The following is a 19,273-nucleotide window of genomic DNA, read 5'->3' on the forward strand; positions in this document are numbered from 1 at the left end:
GTCTCGTTGGTCAAAGGGGCGCATGTTCATTATAATCACTTGGTATCGGCTTTTCTTTTCTACAGAATAATTTTTTATGCAACGTCTCAAATTTATATGGCAGCTTTCTCGAACTAACAAAAGAATTGTTAGTGTGATAATCGACATGTTACTGATAATTATGGCTTTTTATCTGGCAATTCTCGTACGCTCCGGAGAAGTGCATAGCTTTTATACCCCCGTTGTTTGGGGGATTCAAATTTCAGTTACTATAGTGACAATTGCTGTGTTTGCGCGATTAGGGCTTTATAGAGCAGTTCTTCGCTATTTGACTTTTCAGACTTTATTCGTAGTTGCTACCGGAGCCACCATTTCTGCCTTGCTCGTAGCAGCTTTTAGCTTCTATATGAGTGATCCGCTTCCTAGAACTGTTCCGATCATCTATGGCGCATTTCTTGCGCTTTTTTGTGGTGGGCCTCGTGTTATCGTCCGCTCTTTGATTGCTCAGAGCTACTCTACACAGAGTAAAGAGGTCCTTATCTATGGTGCTGGTTCTGGTGGTCGTCAACTCGCGATGGCATTGAGAAGTAGTGGGGACTATCGTGTAAGAGCATTTATTGACGGCGATTCAACATTGTGCAATACCATGATTTTAGGTTTACCTGTTATTGCTATTGAAGATGCAATGCCAATTATTAACAAGTACGATGTTTCTCAAGTGTTGCTTGCGGTCCCTAGTGCTAAACGTTCTCGTCGTAAAGTAATTCTTGATGAATTAGCTAAGCTGCCTGTTGAAGTGCTTACTGTTCCTGATATGACGGATATTGTCTCAGGCAAAGCAAAAATCGATGAGTTAAAAGATGTTGCCATCGAGGATCTGCTCGGACGTGATCCGATTGCACCACAACAAGTGCTATTAGAAGCGAATATCAAAGACAAGGTTGTGATGGTGACGGGAGCGGGTGGCTCCATTGGTGCAGAGCTATGTCGACAAATTGTAGAGCAAAGCCCAAAATCTATAATCTTATTTGAGTTGTCTGAGTTCGGTCTGTATCAAATTGATCGAGAGCTTAATCAACTTAAAGTCGAAAAAGGACTAAGTTGCGAGATCATCCCGCTATTAGGCTCTGTGCAGCGTAAGCATCGTTTAGAAACAACGATGACATCGTTTAAAGTTCAAACGGTTTATCATGCGGCTGCATACAAGCATGTTCCATTGGTTGAGTTCAATGTGATAGAAGGGGTGCGTAATAATATTTACGGTACTTATTATACGGCTTGTGCTGCCATTAAGGCAGGGGTTGAGTCATTTGTGTTAATTTCTACCGATAAAGCCGTTCGACCGACCAATGTCATGGGGACGACAAAGCGTATGGCTGAGCTCGGATTGCAAGCGCTAGCAGAGCAAGAAAATCATAAGCCTAAAGGTACACGTTTTTGTATGGTCCGTTTTGGTAACGTATTGGGCTCATCAGGTTCGGTTATTCCTCTGTTTAAAAAGCAGATCGTTGCAGGTGGTCCAGTGACGGTTACGCATCCAGACATCACGCGTTATTTCATGACCATTCCCGAAGCCGCACAATTGGTGATTCAGGCGGGGGCAATGGGTAAAGGCGGGGATGTATTTGTGCTTGATATGGGCGAGTCGGTGAAAATTACCGATTTAGCGCGTAACCTTATCTATCTATCGGGCCTTGAAGTTAAATCAGACGAGAACCCGCATGGGGATATTGAAATTCAATTTTCAGGTTTGCGTCCAGGTGAAAAACTGTATGAAGAGTTGCTTATTGGGGATAATGTTAAGCAAACTGCTCATGAGCGGATCATGACGGCGCATGAAGTATTTTTACCACTCGATGAATATGATTCATTGCTCAATGAGTTAGACTTTGCGTGTCATGGTATGGAGCACGAGAAGATCCGCGCTTTGCTATTAGAGGCCCCAGCCGGGTTTACTCCAACCGATGGAATCGGTGATTTAGTCTGGCGGAACAGGCAAGTCGAGGAAGAGCCGGTGGCGCTCGAGTCATCGACCATCTACAGGATCGGTAATACCTAATTATTGATAATTATCCCGTGACCTGTACGCAAAATGGTCAAAAAAGAGAGGAAGTACGCCGATGCTAACGTTATTGCGCACTATTAAACAATGGTTTGCTGATCTTGATGAACATGACCGCCAAGCCAAACAGATGCGCCGTGAAGACCGCTTAGGGGAAACGGACTACCAAAAGCTTCAGCAAGAGGTTGAGGACAAGGAAGAAGAAAAGCAGCGTTCAAATCTTGATGCCTGACCCCAGTCGTCGAACCTATTAGAAAGGATCTTTAGAGATCCTTTTTTTTTATAATAGAAACGATGGTTTAAGACAATATTTGTCTCAGTGCTGAGACAAAGTTGAGACGCTTTTTACGCTTAATTTTGCTCTAATAGCCTGAGATAAAGCACCTATTGGGGAACATTGTCAACGCCAGTTTAAAATTGACCCACTTATCGGCGTTATCGCCGAAGTAAAATTGAATAGCCACCGATTCAGTAGACACTAGTTAGTCTTCTCTCATATTGCTTCTCATACTCTACAGGCGACAATTGATTATTGGAACCGTGCCTGCGTTTTACGTTGTAGAACATCTCAATATATTCAAAGATATCCATGCGAGCATCTTCCCGTGTAGAGTAAATTTTTCGTTTAACTCGTTCTCTTTTTAGTAACTGGAAAAAACTTTCTGCCACAGCATTATCGTGACAATTACCTCGACGGCTCATACTGGCTTCCAGTCCATGTTGCTTTAAGAACTTGTTCCAGTCATGGCTCGTATACTGACTGCCTTGATCTGAATGTACGAGCACCTTTTGGCTTGGAGAACGGCGCCATATAGCCATTAAAAGCGCATCCAAAACCAACTCTTTAGTTATTCGACTTTTCATCGACCAACCAATCACTCTTCTAGAAAAAAGGTCAACAACAACGGCAAGATACAACCAACCTTCATGTGTTTTTATATAAGTAATATCGGTCACCCACGATTGGTTTGGAGCCGTTGGATTGAACTCTCTGGCTAATTTATTAGCCGAAATGACATGCTCAGTACCCGCTTTAGCTCTGGGTTTACGATACCCGCGTTGTGACTGTAAGCCTTCTCGTTTCATCAAGCGATGTACTTGGTTGATTCCACAGAATTCCCCGTCATCTCGTAGGTCACTGTATATCTTCCGATAGCCATAAACCCCACCTGATTCCAGCCAAAACTGTTTAATTAGTCCGAGAAGATACTTACGCCGTTTCTCTTGTTTGCTGTCAGGGTATTTTAGCCAGGCATAAAAACCACTTGGATGAACCCCAAGGATGTTACACATCCGTCGAACAGGCCAAACTGACTGGTTGGCTTTGATAAAGGCGTACCTCAGTCGGACTGGCTTGCGAAGTACACCGCGGCTTTTTTTAATATATCCCGCTCTTCGGTAACTCTTTGCAGTTCTTTCCGAAGCCTACGAATTTCGGCACTTTCATCAGATTGAGCTTGGTGTTGGGAGGAGTCGGGACCGTAGCGCTTTACCCAAGCATAAAGACTATGGGTAGTCGTCCCTAAGCGGTTGGCAACATCAGCCACACTATGACCTTTTTCCGTGACCTGTTTTACCGCTTCAATTTTAAATTCTTCTGGATATCTTTTGCTGCTCATAAGCATCTCTCTGTTAGTCATTTTGTCTAACTAAAAGGTGTCTATCAAGTCGGTGGCTATTCAAACAGCCTTCCCAAAGTTTTAATGTAACCATATGCAATAAAAGATCGTCTTGTAGATCTTTTTCGTTGTTTTGTAATAGCTCCTAGACAATATAGGAGCCTAAATATGAGCGAGTTAACCAACCCCTTTATGCATTTCCAAGTGATTAAAGATTATCGACAAGAAAGCAAAGTAGATCATAAGTTATCAGACATTATTTTGCTGACGATTTGTGGTGTCTTGTCGGGCCATGATGGTTGGGATGGCATTATAGACTTTGGTCATGCTCGCTTAGATTTTTTAAAACGATATGGTAATTTTGATGCAGGGATCCCATCGGCAGACACCTTGTCTCGAGTGATGGGTATGATAAATCCAATGGCATTACAAAGAAGCTTTATCGCCTGGATGAAAGACTGCCACACACTAACGGAAGGCGAAGTTATTGCTATTGATGGTAAAACACTGCGTGGCTCGTACGACCGCTCAAAAGGCAAAGGGACGATCCATATGGTGAATGCTTTTGCTACTGCAAATGGTATGAGTATTGGTCAGTATAAGGTTGATAGTAAGAGCAATGAGATTACCGCGATCCCCAAGTTACTTGACTTGTTAGATATAAAAGGTTGCCTGATTACTATTGATGCAATGGGTTGCCAAAAGAAAATAGCGCAAAAAATACTCGACAAAGAAGCGGATTATTTGCTGGCAGTCAAAGGCAACCAAGGAAAGTTAGAGCAAGCTTTTGATGACTATTTTCGTATGGATATGCTTCAAGACTTCGACGGTAGCTCTTACAGTACCCAAGAAAAAAGTCATGGAAGAATGGAAACACGAGTGGCTTTGGTGAATTGCGATTTATCCGTCTTAGGCGATATTGAGCACGAATGGCCGGAGTTGAAATCAATGGGTATAGTAGCTTCAGTTCGTCAAGAGTCGGCAGTCGCCACAGAGCAAGATGTCAGTATACGCTACTACATTTGTTCTAAAGAATTAGCAGCTCAAACGCTGCTTGACGCGACGCGTTCTCATTGGGGTGTAGAGGTTATGCATTGGTCCCTCGATACTGCATTTTATGAGGACAATTCTCGGATTAGAGCGGATGATCGAGCAGAGGCTTTTGCAAGGATCAGGCAGATGTGTTTGAACCTATTAAAGAGTGAAACCACATTTAAAGGTGGGATTAAACGCAAACGGATGAACTGCGCTATGGACGAAAACTACCTAAGCAAGGTTCTTGTAAGCCTTACGTGACGGTGATGTTCATGCGGTTTCCGTGCTACCTAAACAAAGTTCTTGTAAGCCTACGTGACGGTGATGTTCTGCGGTTTCCGTGATGCTGGGGAAAAATAGCCTGACGTTTGATCCTGATTCTATCGCAATGTTATTACGAGAGGGTCATCCTGAAGGTAATTGACGCTGTAGTGATCCAGTTTTATTCAGAGCACCGATTGACTGATCGGCGCTCTCTCTTTATGTCTTTTCTCTCTTTTTGTTGGCCATCGCGACTCGTTGCGTTTTATCGCACGGTCACCTCAGTTTTATGTTTTATGAGGGATAGCAACAGTGCCAAAACTGAAACCCCAATGCTTTGAATGGCAGAAATGGTTGGTTACTACAAATCACAATCCACCGAGTTTCCACATCTAAGATCATAATCCACTTCTCGCCATACCCGACGAGACTATCAGGACAGTATGACTGCTGCTCCATTGCCAGGGTCATGGCTTGAGTCAATCGAAGGTGCTTGAACCACAGTTCTCCTTGATCCACTGGGTAGGCGCGGCAGCAACATGATGCTGACGCGAGCCAAAACTTAATGAGCGGTAGTTGCGGATAACGCTGGTGCAGATCAAGATCGAAATAACAATGGCTCTGTGAGCCAAAACATGCGCTCACATGCTCATTGAGCGCATGAAACAAAAGGGTATCGTTTCGGTATTGCTGCCAGCCGCGCTGGGCATACAGCGACAGGCTGTCTTGTAAAAGTGCCGAAGGTTGCAAATCAAAAGGCGCTTCGGACTGCCACCAAAGCCGCTGTATCTCTTGAGATAATCCGCCTAATGCAAGGATAACCAGCGTGTTGTCGTGCGCGTGCTGAAAATCAAGCAAGGTGTTGAGCTTATCCCACTGCGCTTCGAATGAAAGAGCCGTGTTCATCGAAACCCCTCCTGTTTCATCAATTCATTAAACGAACTGCCATCGGATCGTGACGCATTGGCCACATAGGGCGCGTAGACTTTGAACAAGAGTTGGGTATCGCTGTGTCCTAGCATGTGCGAGATATACAGCGGGTTTTCGTGGGCTGCAATATGAAGCACCGCGGCGGTATGCCGTGTTTCATAGGGGCGTCGACGTTTAAGCCCAGCTTTTTCAAGCGTCGGATACCAAAGGCGTTTACTCACGAAATGCGTATCGATGGGCTTGCCTTGGTGAGTAAAAACAAAGGGCGAGTCATCCAAACGTTGGGCTTTGAGACGGGTGAAGACATCAAGAAGTGTGTCGCACATTTTGAGTTCGCGTCGGGATTTTGGGGTCTTAACGTCGCCTAGCTCACCGCTGACAAGGTTTTGACGAATACGGATCAATCGGTGCTCAAAGTCGATGTGTTCCCAGTGCAGACCATGAATTTCACAGCTGCGCATCCCAGTCCAGAATCGGACGACAAAATAGTCACGCCAATTGGCGGGCACCGTCTCCAAAAAGCGGTGAACCTCTTGCACGGTCATTGGATGCGAGTCAGCTTGTTCTTCTTTGAGTGTTTTGTAGCGGCGAAGTGGGTAGGTAAATTGGTGCTCATCCGCGGCGAGGCCTAAAATGGCGACCAGTGGCCATAAAATACCGTTGATGCGTTTATTGGAAAGCTTGCGATGGCCCTTATCGTCCAAGTGATTGATGAGCGTTTCACGAAAGAATTCCACATTCGCTAACGTCACTTCATTAATGAGCGTATTGCCAAAGGCGGGGATAAGATAACGGTCTAAGGTGTTACGCACCGTTTGTTGATAGCTGCTTTTCCATTTGCCTTTTTGGCGCTCGAACCATTCGTTGGCGAACTCATCAAAAAACGGATAGAGGCGATCGGGATGCTTTGTTCGTTGTAGCGCCTCAAAAATGGACACCTTTTTGCTGTGGGGGAAATAGTCGCGGTACTGAAAAGTGTTCAAGTCAATCTCCGCATTCATTTGTTTGAGAAGGGCTTTGGCTTGACTGAGGTTTTTTGGGGTCGCCATTTGCTTTGTGCCTTCACGAAAGCGGCGGCCGTACAAATGAAGATCGAATTGAATGCGCCCGTTTGGGCGAATACGAATGTGTGCCATGCTGGCCTCCATCAGTATGAGATCGATAAATAGATCTGTCCCTGACCGATGGAATTCGCTAGAATCTGAGCCATCGGCTGGGTCGGGTTAAATGTCGTTGCAGCCGATACGGGGTAGGGAGGTTGCCGCCTTCCTATCCCAACTGCTTTTCTATTTTTCCAATAGGAGCGAAAATCGTCACTATTGGTTGAAATATCATCATTTACTATAAGGCATACTGTGCGTTTGTCCAGTATTTTTGTCTTTCCTCTTCTTTCCACTTGTGTTTTTACTCATCCTCTTTGCTTTACTCATCATCGTCAAAGGTAAACAGATCGCCTTGTTGTTCTGACGCAGTGGATGAGGTGTCTCCTTGTTTTATCTCAATGCTCTCTATCATCGTGAACACTTTTTTTAGGTGACGTTCGTCTTTTTCGATGGCAATGGTGTCATACGGCAGCTTCTCTTCCAGAGAATAGTACACCCCCAGCTTTAGCTCGCCGTGTGACGTTTCAAAAATGTCGATTCGGGTCTTTTTGGCGTCTAACGAGTTTTTGATCTTGATGTTCTCTAAATCACGCGGTGAGAAACGAAACAGTGAGCCGGCATGAGGTTCGCTTTGACCGACTTCAAACACATGAATGGGATGCACAAACTCATAAGGGTCGGTCAGCACCGCAATCGCCGCTTGGTTCTCGCCTAAGTAAAGCAGGGCGTCATTGGCTTTTTTGATCCGCCCGTAATGTTTAAAGCAATGCTCGAGCTCTTTTTTAAACGCGAACAGGTTCAGAGCGACATATTTTAATGTGCGTATCGGATCGGGCTTTTTCTGGTAGAACGCTTCGACCCCCGCTATCGAGCAAGTTAAGGTACATTCTGGCGCTTTGAAGGTGACCGCCTCGCCCTGCTGAGCGATCTCAATCTCGTTACCACTGGTGAGGCGACACAGTTCGGTCATTTGTTGCGTAGTCTCGGGCGTTAACACCAGTGAAACGGGAAGCGTTAAGTCTCGGGGGAGTGATTTATCTTCGACTTCACCTTGACGCTGTACTCGCAGGTACTGTTTTTCCTTATTCAGTTCAAGAAACTCAAAAGGAACGTTTTCTTGCGCTTCGTACACGATACGTTCGATGGTGGCTTTGGAGGCAGTTGTAGTGGGACGGTGCTGATTATCCGTCAAATAGGTCAAATGATCATCGGATGCATCTCCGCACTGACAGCGGCGCAGCGCCGCCGTTTGATACTCATCTTTGCTAAGTGCGGTTGTATCGACCAATTCTACGAACATTGTTCCGGAGGCGCCGATGTCGAACTCCAGCTCGATATCTTCTCCTTTGACAAAATAATGAATGAGCTGTTTTGCGAAGCTGCCATCGATGGAGAACTGTTTATCTTTTACATGCGTTGAGCGTTCATCCAGGATCAACTGGCACTCGGAACAAAAAGGGGATTGTCCGCAAACAAACGTGATGGTGCGGTCGGCTTTATCCGTCAGCACGGTCACGACACTGTCGACATAGTGCGTATCGATACGCTCTAACAAGGTTTGAAGAAGCGGGCGTTTATTGGCTGGAATGATGATGTTCATGGTGTGACCTTTTGCAGTGACATGGATTCGATAAATTGTTGTGTGAAAGTGAGAACCGGTTTGGAAACTGGCAACTTGGGCGTCAGAACGATAGTGAGCGACGTCTGGCCTAACGGGTGCCGATTGACGCGAACGGTTTCTTTGCCTTGGACATAATGCTGCTCAAGCAGAGCTATTTGTCGAGTTGGGTTGAGTTTTCGATTCACCGCGAGTTCGAAGTGACAAGTTAACCATCGCCACTCTTTGTGCCGAAAAGCGGCCGCAAAGGCGCGTGCATTTTTTAGGTTGCAGGCCATCGTCATGTGAAGTGCGCGCCCATCGCCCGACAATTTAATCGGAGGGAGCTGACGAAAGGCGGTGCGCGACTTTTTATCGATGGGTTGAATGTCATGTTGACAGCCTTGGCTCCAGATTTGACTGAGCGCGGCGAGATCGAGCGATTGATTGACCATCATGGTTTTAAAGAGAAAACCGAGTAACGTGTTGTGGCTGGTGTGGATTGAGCGCTGCCAATCTCGAAAATGATCGCGTGGCGGCTTCTCTTCGGTCGCTTGGGAGGAGCCGAATATCGCGGCGCGCAGCTCGGCGTCGGTGAGTGCAATGGTTTGGCTGCGTTTCTCGTCCAGCGTTTTCTGTGCGTAATGGGGGCTCAGTCGTATCAGGCGTCTGGATAAATCATTGGATTGCGGGGACAGTCTCATTAGATACCGGAGCTCTGAGTGCGTATAGTCTCTGGCAATGTGCGGTTGGTGCGCCTGACTGAGGATCGGAAGGAGCCAGTCAATGTCGTGCAAGTAAGACCACCGGGTCGTTGCATAATGGGTGTGACCAATTTGCTCGCAGACCTTATCAAGGACAAGGCCGTCGTTCACCTCACGGATATCTCGCCCTTCCAGCCACTTCTCAAAGCGGGCGGCAATAACGCTATCCGACATGACTTCTTTTTCCAGAAGTGTGTCCCCTCGAGCTTGCGCCGGTGTGCGACTGACAAAATGCAGCACTTGGAGCATCAAAAGGTGCACGCCGGAATGACGAAGATGATGAAACTTCATGTGCGTGCCGAAGTGCCTCTTTAAGGCACGAGTGATGGGGACAAAGTAATAGAGTTGCCGGGAATGGTATTTCTCACCTTCAAATCCTAGCAGTGGACTGGCGGGTGACGCGCCTTTTTTGATGGTTAAGAGCACCCGAAACAGGGTGCGATACCGCTCGGGGAGGATGATAGACACGGTGCGAGAGCGCCCACTTTTGGTCCGCCCTTCTTCCGTGTTTGTGATGATTAAGCTCAGTAAGCCCGTTTTAGGGACAAACTGAACGTCTTGGCAACGAAGGCGCAGCACCTCTCCCCGACGAAGCATGCTGAAAAAGCCCAGCAAGGTGGCCATAACCGCAAAGAGACTCCGAAACGGGTGCGTGGTATTGGTGGCGATCAGCGTTTGAATAAGCGTATCTAACTGCGCCAGCGTCAAACGAGCCGGACTCACAGAAGGCGGCGTGATGGGGGATGAAAATCGCGTCAGATCAATGCTGTCGGTTTGTTCCTGAATGCTGAGAAAACGCAGAAAATACAAGAAAAGGTGTTGGCTTGACTCGGTGGTGAGCGAGTCGTAGACGGTTTGTGCCCAGACGTTGATTGCCTCTTCGTTAATGGCGTCAGAATAGGATAACGGATAGGCTTCCAGGTGACTGGCGAGACCGGTGTATTTTGTGATGGTGCTGGCAGCTAGCCGCGTTTTTTTCACACCGCCGGAGGTGATCAGCTGCAAGGTATAGTCGTACAGTAAACGCGGCAAAAGGTTATTGACGTCCCGCACTGGTGCCGGTGGTATCGGCGTTGACATCGGTTTTGAAGGCGAATAGGCCTTGATCAGAGCATTATGAGGCCAGCGTACTTTGCGGCTCGATGAGCTTAAGCGTTCAAACCAGTTGATGTCCCAGTCAATGGCATAAATATCGGCGTCTTTGAGCGGCGAGGTTTGATGCTCGCTTATGAGGCTGACATGCCGTTCTGGGATCGCGAGATCTCTGATAAAAACCGGGGGCAAGCGATGGCGGGCATACCAACTGATCTGAAACCGTCTTGACCATTTGAACCGATCCGTGGTGGGTAACGCATGCGACTGTAACCACCGCGTCAGTTGCTGGTGAAGGTGGTGTTCACTTTGAGGTTCGGGGGAGCGTGCATAGTAATCACTGAGTAAGCGATAGCTCATCAGCGGGAGGTGGTAATGCGTAGAATAAGGTGCCTCTTTGTCAGACGATCGGTGATGCACTCGAAGACGGGGCATGGCGTTATCCATCGTGATGGACGTAGGATCGCTCAAGAGTTGAGAAAGGTGGTAAAGCGACAGAGGGGCAATCTCAAAGCCAATCATCAGTGCGATGAACGCCGCGGACAAGTCGTCTCGCCGGGTTAGGTATTGCGTTTTTTGTTGTTGATAGCAGGTATAGATCTGCTTGGCCTGTTGCGCTTCGCTGGCAATGGATGCAAACCATTCATAGTCAGTATCTCGAATGCTGGGCTGACGCGCTTCAGGCAGTACCCAATGGCAGGCATCCTGCAGATAAAACAAGATGTCTTTGAGGGCTTGTTTGTAGTGTTTTTGTTTTCCGGTGGGGACGACGCTGATTTGCTTTTCGATGGGCTCTATATCGGCCTTGCAAAGTGAGCGCGTTTTATGTTCAGCAATGGGCCAGCGTTCTAGTACCCAGAGCAGATCGCCTTGCGCACAGCAGGTTTGTCCGGATTGGGCAAAGTGATCGCGTACCGACTCGGTAAGGGTTTGAATGATCTCAGACATACGCAAACTCCTGCATTCCCAGCCTTTCAGCGTACTGGTTGAGATAGACTTTCATCGCCTCAAAGGTGTCTGGAAAAATCACATCGCTGCCCAAATGTTCGCCGAGATTTTCGTGCCCCATCAGACGGTCGATATCCTGGTCGAGCAATCGAGTCGAGGAAACATTATTGACCGCACTTTGGGCAAAGAAATGGCGTAGCTGGTAGGGGACGACCCCAGGCCAGTGTTGATGCATAAACTGGCGTAACGTTCGACTGGATAAGGGGTCAGGCTGGCCATGGTCGTTGAGGCAAAACCACATCTCGTCTAATTCTGGGTGGGGTCCCCACATAGAGAGGACAGCCGATTGAAGCGTACGGTAGTGCTGGATTTCACGATGGAGATAGTCACAAAGGATGATTTGTCGCAGTCGACCTTTGTCTTTGACAAATACCATGTCGCCTCCCCAATAGTGTTGCGCCAAAATACTGATCCCATGCGTTGGGCGCGTCCCCGTCAGAACAATGAACAGTAACGCCAGGCGATGCGTCGCACCATTGTAATAGGCAACCCATTGTTTTTTACTCGCAGACTTATCGGGTTTGAGGGCGTGGAGATGTACAAACAGGTCGTTAAAGAAACGAATGATGGCATTTTCCTCCAGGTAGCGTTGACTGCCTAATGGAGTGGCGGGACTGCGGATGCTTTGCTGAGTCCCATTGACGGTCTCTAAAACCGTTTGAGCGATCCGCCCCGGTTGCGAGAGGTATAGAGGGATTTTGGGATGCTCCGCGATCAGATTGATGGCATGCTGACCGACAAAGACGTCAAAGTGTGGCGATAGCTTGGCATTGCGGGCCGCTCGCACGAGTCGCGACAGGTAGCGATTGTAGGCATCAAACAGCTTGTACCGAACCCGATCACTGTCGCTGCGCTGATAAGTGTCGGCATGTTTATGATGTTTTCGGTTAGGAGACACAATCTGAGCGCGAGGGATAGGGGTCAGGGTATTGTCAACCAATGCGCAATCAATCAGATATTGATGAAAAGTGTCTTTTCTTACTCGCGGATAATCATTCAGTGACACAGGCGTGCGCCATTTTTTTTTCATGATGTGAAACAGGCGAACTTTCGTTTTTGGTCGTAGGAAGGGGGTCTCATAACTTTGCGCGCTGATCAAGGGTTGGAACAACGCATTGAGGTAGGTCGGGAATGGCTGCCATAAATAATGCGTCTTCTTTCCGTCACGATACCGGTGTACGTATTCCGCCCATGAGAGCGCGCCATCTTTGTAGGTACGAAAGGCATTCTCTCGGCATGGCGTCGCCCCGGAGATTTTAACAAAGTCAGGGATGTCGTTGGGGGAATGAATGTCCGGCCAGGCTTGCGTCAGCCACAGAAACAGCGCGACCGCTGTCATGGCGGAGCGGTCTTTCGGATCTTCCCGAGCCAATTTGCGCAGCATAATGGCCAGTGTCGTCGCATGGGCAAGCGCATCCGGATAGCATCCGCCGGCGTTCTTTTGGCGGTTTTCGTGAGCTAAATGCTGAAAGGTTCTCATCACGGCTTTCTCCTTTGTTCATCGAAATGCGGATGGAGAGCAATTCGCGAGTGCGGCGAGTGCTTTTTTGGTTGGCGAGGGGATGCCCTGTGCTTTGAACTGACGAAATCGGAGATGGATATTCTGAGTCTGAAAAGTTTGAGTGGAGAGCGCCAGTGCCGGCTCAAATAAAAGAAAGCTGGTGAGTGCGTCTTGGATTTCGTCGTCGTCATATATGAGTAGGGTCACCATCAAATCGGCGCGTTGTGGATGCGATCGCAATCGTTCAACAAAGGGGATCGGCACGAGACATTGGTATTGCTCAGTGGTGGTGGGCCGTGTGACGGGGATTGGGTGACAATCGAGGAGGCGCTGTAGGTGGTGCACTGAGATAGCGTCGAGCGGTGGCGTTTGCGTTAACTGAAAGCGATCCTCTTGCGTTAATGCATGGAGTAACGGATGCATCTGAAAGCGAAGGGCGGGGAATCCCACTTTCTTTAGTTTTGGTCTCATCACTTCGCTTGCTTTCCTTGTCAGTGAAATACGGTCAGTGAAACTCATGGTGTCTACATATTGTGTATATGGTTATTGCTTGGTCGATATATGGTGTCTCTGTGTTTTTTTTCATCATAATCACATTTATTAGGTCGTTGAAATGGTTTTTGGACGAACTTCTCAATTACTGTGAGAATTTGGAGGATTGATCTCAAAAACAATAAATTGATAGAAAAAGTGATTTAAATGGTTGAATAGAGCTGTCTATGGAGGTTGGTTCGCCTGGAGCGGCAGGCAGCAGGATACAAAGCGTTTAAGACAGCTCCCTGACGCTTAGCCATTTCGGTTTGGATCGGCTTTAGTGTTTACGCACAATAGGTTAGACACAATGGTGACGTTGCTCAATTATTAACACGGCGTCTAGTTGTCATGGAGTTTGAAATTGTCATCGACAACGCCTTACTTGCTGATGTCGTCAGAGATCTTTTGCTTGGTGTATTAACCGAAGCGGACTTTGCAGATATTTTCTATGAGAAAAATCTCAAAAAAGAGAAAAGAGCAACATAATAAGAAATAAGCAGGTAAGTCGCACTTTTTCGTTATCATTTTCCTGCTATGAATAGGCGAGAGCACGCAGGAGCTTAACATGATCAGGTGTTTGGCTTAACTGGCCAATATCATCGTTCCTTTTTGTGTACTTTACCGATAGATTATCAACGAAAGCGTAAATGAAAGACGTCATAGCAGAGTCGGGTAAGTTTTTTCGACTAAGATGTGTGACCTTTTTTTGAAGTTCATAACCATATGAGAGTTAAAAGTGAACATAGATAAAGCAAAAAAGCGAATAGCCAAGCAAGTTGGTAAAGGTTTTAAAGGTTACCCACTCGTTTCTATCGAGTACTTCGGTGAGAAGTCAGAATTAGCGACAGAAGTCGTCATAAAGTTCGTTCTTGAAGAGGGAGCTGAACCACAATGTCAAACATTCTCTTCCAAGCAGGACGTGCGTGAAGATGAGAGTATTCAGACGGTGATATTGAAAATTATAGAGCGAGCCAATGCCCATAGCGTGACAGAAGTTGAGGGCGTTTCACAGGGCTAGTTAATGCCTTTCGTCATCCGTTGGCGGTGTCACGCACTTTGGAAAAGTGCTGAATACTGACGTAATATCGCTAATACGCTGGTGATTGCTTTGAGGTGAGGATCTTATTCACACCTTTGCCGTACTTCTATCGTTCGCAGGGCAAGTATCTTCTAGAAATTTGGGATAGTTCAGATTAAATTTTAAGGTATGATGCAGAATTGACTAAATTGTAGTGACTCATGAATATACCGATTAAAAACGCCGCTTCCTCTAATGTCTCTTGCTCAAACTGTAAAGCGTGTTGTTGTCGTCTTGAAGTGATGATCATTTCAGACACTGGCGTACCAGACGAATTTATCCAACGTGACCAGTATGGTGGCGAGACGATGATGCGATTAAACGATGGTTGGTGTGCGGCCTTAGACCGAGAAACGTACATGTGCACAATCTACGAAAACCGGCCTTGGATATGTCGGGAGTTCGACATGGGTTCTTATGAGTGTATCGATGAGCGAGTGAAGTTTTTATAAAAAAGGTGTCATTATCATGATGAGGTCGTGAGTGGTGATTTATAGCTAGCGTGTTCATTAGACACTGACACAGACGAACGGCTTCTATGAGCCAGTGGTAAAAGCTCTCTAGTTATGGCGCCGCGACTAGGAAGGACAGGCTTGTTGGCATTCAGAATGATGGATGATTCTCAATTCTCAATTCTTAAAAACGGCACTTAAGTTGAATGAGCATAGACAGTGACCGCTTTTTGTATTAACACTTTGCCCCCTAACTTTGATTGAAATAATGGAAGAGTATTTAGATAAAATTGCACAATTAGAACAAGAAAATAGAGAGCTAAAAAGTCATAATACTCGCCTACAAGAAAAGTTGAATGCGGCGCTGGATAGCAATGGCTTGTGTTTGTGGGAGCAGCACATTCCATCAGGCACGCTCACCATATTCAACATGGAGTGGGGCGAAATGCTCGGCTACCAACCACATGAACTGACTGCCACGGTCGAAACCTGGAAAAACAACCTGCATCCCGATGATTATGAACTTGCGGTAAGAGCATTTGAGGATCATTTGTCGGGTAAAGCCAACTTGTATGAGGTCATTTATCGAATGGTTCATAAAGATGGCAGTGATAGCTATGTTTATGATCGAGGGCGTATTGTTGAGTACGATGCCAATGGTTCTCCTCTTCGTATGATGGGAACGCACATCGATATCACGAAAGAAAAACGGTTTGAACAACAGTTAGCCATGTTGGCATCCACCGATCGGCTGACTGGATTGCTCAATAGAAGTGCAATTGAAGAACGTTTTTATGCTCGTAAAGACGCCGAAACCCTGCAAAAAGCCGCAATGATATTTTTTGATATCGATAACTTTAAAGCCGTGAACGATAATTTGGGCCATCAGGCCGGTGATCAATTACTGATTAATATTGCACACAGTTTAAAAGAGTTGGCCCCTGCTCAGGCTGAGGTTGGACGCATTGGCGGGGATGAGTTCGTCGTCTTATGCTCATATTCAGATCAAGAAGAGCTCACCCGCTTTTGTCACGGCCTTTTATTTTCGATTACTCCTGCGGTTAATCAGACGCTTACTAACGTAACCATTGGAATCAGTATTGGCGTTTGTCTCTTTAGTCAGAGCGGACATCATTTTGAAGAAGTGTACCATCAAGCCGATCTGGCCATGTATCAAATTAAGAAAAACGGGAAAAATGGTGTGAGGTTCATTCATCTGGATCACGCGGAAAATTCATGAATATGAGAGCACTGGTTGGACAGTTCAGCTGACGCCGCCCTCATTCAAATAGCGGCATTATTGGGCCTTTGTCCACCCAGGGCAAACGCATAAATATCCTTATTTTTAAAGGGCTCTCATTTAATTAACTTGAACTGTTTAAGCAGTCGTTGCAACCTTTCTGGACGTTGAGCGAGTAAGTGAGTTCGGCCTACTAACGTAAGTAGAGGAAAGTGACATGATTTTGCAAGCCGACCGGACCTAAGTCATTCACAATGGCTTTAAAGGTATCCTTACTTGTGACGTTGATTTTGCCGTTGCGGCTCGAAGAGCTTCATCATCAGCGCCAGTTACATATGGGAGATATCATCACAATACCCAGCGTGGGGCTGACTCCATGCATGAGCGTCATAAAAGCCGATACCCAGTAGTGTTGAGGTGCTTTGCACCTATTGTTACCAGCCCATGCAGATCTTACCTTGTTGAATATACTCTCAATCTGAACAAATGCGTAACGAAGCACATTCTTATGTGAACGGCCTTGAGGAAGCCTCCCAGTAACTCTTCTTCATCTTGCCCGGAAACGCGACAAAGTTCTCGTTGAAATACGTGATGTGCCTGTTTGCGTTGGTTGTTGAGGTCAGGCTATCACTATCTGAAAATCGAAATTTATTACTTTTTCATGCTGTTTGTCCCTTTATTGAGTCTTTTTTTATCGATGCTAAGGGGAATAAGATGAAACCACTCGCCCCACTTTTTATCATGGAATTAATATAGGTTTAATGTTGTATGTGATTCAGTCGGTGTGACGTTAGTCATTGTTTATCAATATGATGTCGAATATCATGCCGTTCGGTAATGTCATGTAATTATTGATAAAATTAAAATTATGTGAATGCATATAGGCATAACTAGTGAGATTTTTAGGGTAATGATGAAGATTAAAAATGTATTCTCGTTGGCAGTGTTAACTTTTTTCATTACTAATACGGCAGTTGCTGATACCAAAACAGGCTTTTATCTAGGTACTGATGTGGCGTTTGCGAATGACACAGAACTAGAAAATAGTGGTGCATCAATCGAAAAATCAAATGATGTTGGTTTTAGTGCCGTTATAGGATATGAATCAGATATAGAAGAGTCTTTTAAACTTGCAGGTGAAGTTGAATACCGAACCTTTGGCGAGGTGGACTTTTTCGGAGTGATGCAAGCAGATGGGCATGCGATCTTTGTCAATCTTAAGCCTAAATATACTTTTGATACTGGCGTTTACATCGCGGGTGTATTGGGGTTAGGTCAAATGACTCTGAAAGATAAGACAAATGACACACAGTATACCGTTGAAGAGTCTGAAACAGGCTATCAATTTGGTGTAGAGAGCGGATATAACATCAATGAAAGCATTAGCTTAAATGTCGGTTACCGAAGCGCAAATACTGAAATTGATGATGTAAAAATTGCGATTCGTGGCTTGTATGTTGGTGGTCGTTACTACTTCTAACTTAACCTCTACACCCTAAACTAACCTAGGTCGCTCTGCTAAGGTAGGGACTTTCAAGCCAATAATAAAGTAAAAAAATATGCTTTCAATTATACGCTGAGGTATGAAGTTACTATGCCCCCCCTCAATACCAGATGACATAATCGGAGTTGTCCGATACGGACCGACTTTACTCATCTACTTTGAAGCATGGGTATGTGTTAGTGGATTTATGGGAGCTCTCAATACATAACCATCACTTGAGAATGAACTGATTATTAATTAGGGGTTCACGGTTGGTTCAGCGATTGAATAAACATTCATTTTCATATGAAGACGCTTTTTAAAATTGCAAAAGAACAATCTCCAGACAGCTAAGCAAGTTAACAGCCAAAAAAACCATCTAATGGTTATTAATACGACACGAAATGTCGCATGGCATCATAAAATCCAGTGAAGTAAAGATGCCTTGTGGAAAGCTATGCACATTGGATTTTAAGTCGCATCGGCTAGCCTAACTGACGAGTGTTTAAAAGTATCAGATGAAGTGCGGTAAAATATCATAATGAATAAAAAATCATCGTTAAACGAGTCATTGACATTAGCATTTGAAATACTTAAACGTATCCCCACGTCTAGGTACATTACAATTAAAGAACTTCAAAGTCAGTTAAGTGAAGTGGGTATAAAAAGAGACGTTCGAACTATACAGCGGGTCATGGAAACGTTGTCTGAGCAGTTCGCGTTAGATCGTAATGATAAAAGTAAGCCCTATGGATATAAAATTATAAAACATCACCCTATGCTTAGCGTACCTACCATGTCACCTCATGAGTCACTATTGCTCAGTTTAGCGCATCAATATTTAGCAAGACTCCTCCCCAAAAACGTTTCAGCATCCATGGACAGTTTCTTTCAGGAAGCCAAACATAACTTAAATGACACACCAAACAATCAAAAGGAGAAGGACTGGTTAAAAAAAATAAGGGTGGTTAGTGAGACTCAGCCTTTATTACCTCCTGAGATGAACCTTAATGTTCTTAATGTGTTAAGCCAAGGCTTATATGAAAATAGGTTGATAACTGTAAAATTTAAAAATAGACACGGTGAGATAAAAAAAACGTCAGTAATGCCTCTAGGAATGGCGCAACAAGGAAATCGTTTGTACCTAGTTTGTCGCTTTGATGGTTATTCTAATGAAAGGACGTTGGCTGTGCATCGAGTTCTCGAGGCAACATTGTCCACCTTTCACTTTGAACGACCAAGAGAGTTCGACTTAGCCCAATACGATGCTGATGGCAGGTTCGGATTTGGTGAAGGAGAGCATTCTTATTTGACGTTTCATATAAAAAAGTCTGAAGGATATTTCTTGTATGAAACACCAATATCAGAAGACCAACGTATTTTTGACTTAGGCGATAGCTTGAAAGTGTCTGCAAGCGTCATTGATTCACTTTACTTGACTAAATGGTTAAATAGCTTTGGTAAAAACGTATGGGATATTGAGCTGAGCTCTCAGTAGTAATTAAAAACGTCACCATTAATACAAAGAGATAGAA

At 45.5% G+C, this 19,273-nt stretch carries 16 protein-coding genes; 9 read left to right on the top strand and 7 right to left on the bottom strand.

Annotation, left to right across the window (positions count from 1 at the left end; translation table 11 throughout):
• The first annotated feature begins 76 nt into the window (after positions 1–76).
• The gene (locus AC3D28_RS12585) at positions 77–2,038 is read left to right on the top strand and encodes a polysaccharide biosynthesis protein (protein WP_488534943.1); all 1,962 of its coding nucleotides are present in this window, start codon (positions 77–79) and stop codon (positions 2,036–2,038) included.
• Between the two features lie 61 nt (positions 2,039–2,099).
• The gene (locus AC3D28_RS12590) at positions 2,100–2,273 is read left to right on the top strand and encodes a hypothetical protein (RefSeq protein WP_488534944.1); all 174 of its coding nucleotides are present in this window, start codon (positions 2,100–2,102) and stop codon (positions 2,271–2,273) included.
• Positions 2,274–2,509: 236 nt separating this feature from the next.
• On the opposite strand, the gene AC3D28_RS12595 is transcribed toward AC3D28_RS12590, so the two are convergent.
• A protein-coding gene (locus AC3D28_RS12595; RefSeq protein WP_488534945.1) for an IS3 family transposase occupies positions 2,510–3,660 on the bottom strand; the annotation gives its coding sequence in 2 pieces (ribosomal slippage) (positions 2,510–3,423 and positions 3,423–3,660; 1,152 coding nt in all).
• Positions 3,661–3,828: 168 nt separating this feature from the next.
• Here AC3D28_RS12595 and AC3D28_RS12600 point away from each other — a divergent pair.
• The gene (locus AC3D28_RS12600; protein ID WP_488534946.1) at positions 3,829–4,956 is read left to right on the top strand and encodes an ISAs1 family transposase; all 1,128 of its coding nucleotides are present in this window, start codon (positions 3,829–3,831) and stop codon (positions 4,954–4,956) included.
• Between the two features lie 294 nt (positions 4,957–5,250).
• On the opposite strand, the gene AC3D28_RS12605 is transcribed toward AC3D28_RS12600, so the two are convergent.
• The 6 genes from AC3D28_RS12605 to AC3D28_RS12630 all read right to left on the bottom strand — a co-directional run bounded on the left by AC3D28_RS12605 (position 5,251) and on the right by AC3D28_RS12630 (position 13,374).
• Complete coding sequence (locus tag AC3D28_RS12605) at positions 5,251–5,862, bottom strand: hypothetical protein (protein WP_488534947.1); 612 nt, start codon at positions 5,860–5,862, stop codon at positions 5,251–5,253.
• Complete coding sequence (locus AC3D28_RS12610; RefSeq protein WP_488534948.1) at positions 5,859–7,022, bottom strand: tyrosine-type recombinase/integrase; 1,164 nt, start codon at positions 7,020–7,022, stop codon at positions 5,859–5,861. The genes AC3D28_RS12605 and AC3D28_RS12610 overlap by 4 nt, the downstream gene beginning before the upstream one ends.
• A gap of 286 nt (positions 7,023–7,308) precedes the next feature.
• On the bottom strand, positions 7,309–8,589 hold the full coding sequence (locus AC3D28_RS12615; RefSeq protein ID WP_488534949.1) for a hypothetical protein: 1,281 nt from the start codon (positions 8,587–8,589) through the stop codon (positions 7,309–7,311).
• Positions 8,586–11,390, bottom strand: coding sequence for a site-specific integrase (locus AC3D28_RS12620; RefSeq protein ID WP_488534950.1), 2,805 nt, complete (start codon positions 11,388–11,390; stop codon positions 8,586–8,588). The genes AC3D28_RS12615 and AC3D28_RS12620 overlap by 4 nt, the downstream gene beginning before the upstream one ends.
• Positions 11,383–12,930 carry a hypothetical protein gene (locus AC3D28_RS12625; RefSeq protein WP_488536090.1) on the bottom strand — a complete coding sequence of 516 codons (1,548 nt, stop codon included), beginning with the start codon at positions 12,928–12,930 and terminating at the stop codon, positions 11,383–11,385. The genes AC3D28_RS12620 and AC3D28_RS12625 overlap by 8 nt, the downstream gene beginning before the upstream one ends.
• Positions 12,931–12,948: 18 nt before the next feature.
• Positions 12,949–13,374: a hypothetical protein gene (locus tag AC3D28_RS12630; protein WP_488534951.1), complete on the bottom strand. Its 426-nt coding sequence runs from the start codon at positions 13,372–13,374 to the stop codon at positions 12,949–12,951.
• A 459-nt stretch (positions 13,375–13,833) separates the two neighbouring features.
• Between AC3D28_RS12630 and AC3D28_RS12635 the strand changes: the two genes are divergently transcribed.
• From AC3D28_RS12635 to AC3D28_RS12660, 6 genes are all read left to right on the top strand, one after another.
• Complete coding sequence (locus AC3D28_RS12635) at positions 13,834–13,971, top strand: hypothetical protein (protein ID WP_488534952.1); 138 nt, start codon at positions 13,834–13,836, stop codon at positions 13,969–13,971.
• Between the two features lie 250 nt (positions 13,972–14,221).
• Positions 14,222–14,503 (top strand): hypothetical protein, encoded by a 282-nt coding sequence (locus AC3D28_RS12640; protein WP_488534953.1) that lies wholly within the window; start codon positions 14,222–14,224, stop codon positions 14,501–14,503.
• Between the two features lie 221 nt (positions 14,504–14,724).
• Positions 14,725–15,015: a YkgJ family cysteine cluster protein gene (locus tag AC3D28_RS12645; protein WP_098416719.1), complete on the top strand. Its 291-nt coding sequence runs from the start codon at positions 14,725–14,727 to the stop codon at positions 15,013–15,015.
• A gap of 268 nt (positions 15,016–15,283) precedes the next feature.
• Positions 15,284–16,255: a sensor domain-containing diguanylate cyclase gene (locus AC3D28_RS12650; protein WP_488534954.1), complete on the top strand. Its 972-nt coding sequence runs from the start codon at positions 15,284–15,286 to the stop codon at positions 16,253–16,255.
• 910 nt (positions 16,256–17,165) lie between these two features.
• Complete coding sequence (locus tag AC3D28_RS12655) at positions 17,166–17,735, top strand: outer membrane beta-barrel protein (RefSeq protein ID WP_488534955.1); 570 nt, start codon at positions 17,166–17,168, stop codon at positions 17,733–17,735.
• Between the two features lie 544 nt (positions 17,736–18,279).
• Entirely contained in the window at positions 18,280–19,236 is a 957-nt protein-coding gene (locus AC3D28_RS12660) for a helix-turn-helix transcriptional regulator (protein ID WP_488534956.1), read from the top strand.
• Positions 19,237–19,273: the final 37 nt, after the last annotated feature.

It is taken from the genome of Vibrio sp. TAP-3B, assembly GCF_057784735.1.

Coding starts and splice junctions, on each gene's coding strand:
- AC3D28_RS12585 (WP_488534943.1), top strand. CDS start 77: ATGCAACGTCTCAAATTTATATGGCAGCTTTCTCGAACTAACAAAAGA.
- AC3D28_RS12590 (WP_488534944.1), top strand. CDS start 2,100: ATGCTAACGTTATTGCGCACTATTAAACAATGGTTTGCTGATCTTGAT.
- AC3D28_RS12600 (WP_488534946.1), top strand. CDS start 3,829: ATGAGCGAGTTAACCAACCCCTTTATGCATTTCCAAGTGATTAAAGAT.
- AC3D28_RS12605 (WP_488534947.1), bottom strand. CDS start 5,862: ATGAACACGGCTCTTTCATTCGAAGCGCAGTGGGATAAGCTCAACACC.
- AC3D28_RS12610 (WP_488534948.1), bottom strand. CDS start 7,022: ATGGCACACATTCGTATTCGCCCAAACGGGCGCATTCAATTCGATCTT.
- AC3D28_RS12615 (WP_488534949.1), bottom strand. CDS start 8,589: ATGAACATCATCATTCCAGCCAATAAACGCCCGCTTCTTCAAACCTTG.
- AC3D28_RS12620 (WP_488534950.1), bottom strand. CDS start 11,390: ATGTCTGAGATCATTCAAACCCTTACCGAGTCGGTACGCGATCACTTT.
- AC3D28_RS12625 (WP_488536090.1), bottom strand. CDS start 12,930: ATGAGAACCTTTCAGCATTTAGCTCACGAAAACCGCCAAAAGAACGCC.
- AC3D28_RS12630 (WP_488534951.1), bottom strand. CDS start 13,374: ATGCATCCGTTACTCCATGCATTAACGCAAGAGGATCGCTTTCAGTTA.
- AC3D28_RS12635 (WP_488534952.1), top strand. CDS start 13,834: ATGGAGTTTGAAATTGTCATCGACAACGCCTTACTTGCTGATGTCGTC.
- AC3D28_RS12645 (WP_098416719.1), top strand. CDS start 14,725: ATGAATATACCGATTAAAAACGCCGCTTCCTCTAATGTCTCTTGCTCA.
- AC3D28_RS12650 (WP_488534954.1), top strand. CDS start 15,284: ATGGAAGAGTATTTAGATAAAATTGCACAATTAGAACAAGAAAATAGA.
- AC3D28_RS12655 (WP_488534955.1), top strand. CDS start 17,166: ATGATGAAGATTAAAAATGTATTCTCGTTGGCAGTGTTAACTTTTTTC.
- AC3D28_RS12660 (WP_488534956.1), top strand. CDS start 18,280: ATGAATAAAAAATCATCGTTAAACGAGTCATTGACATTAGCATTTGAA.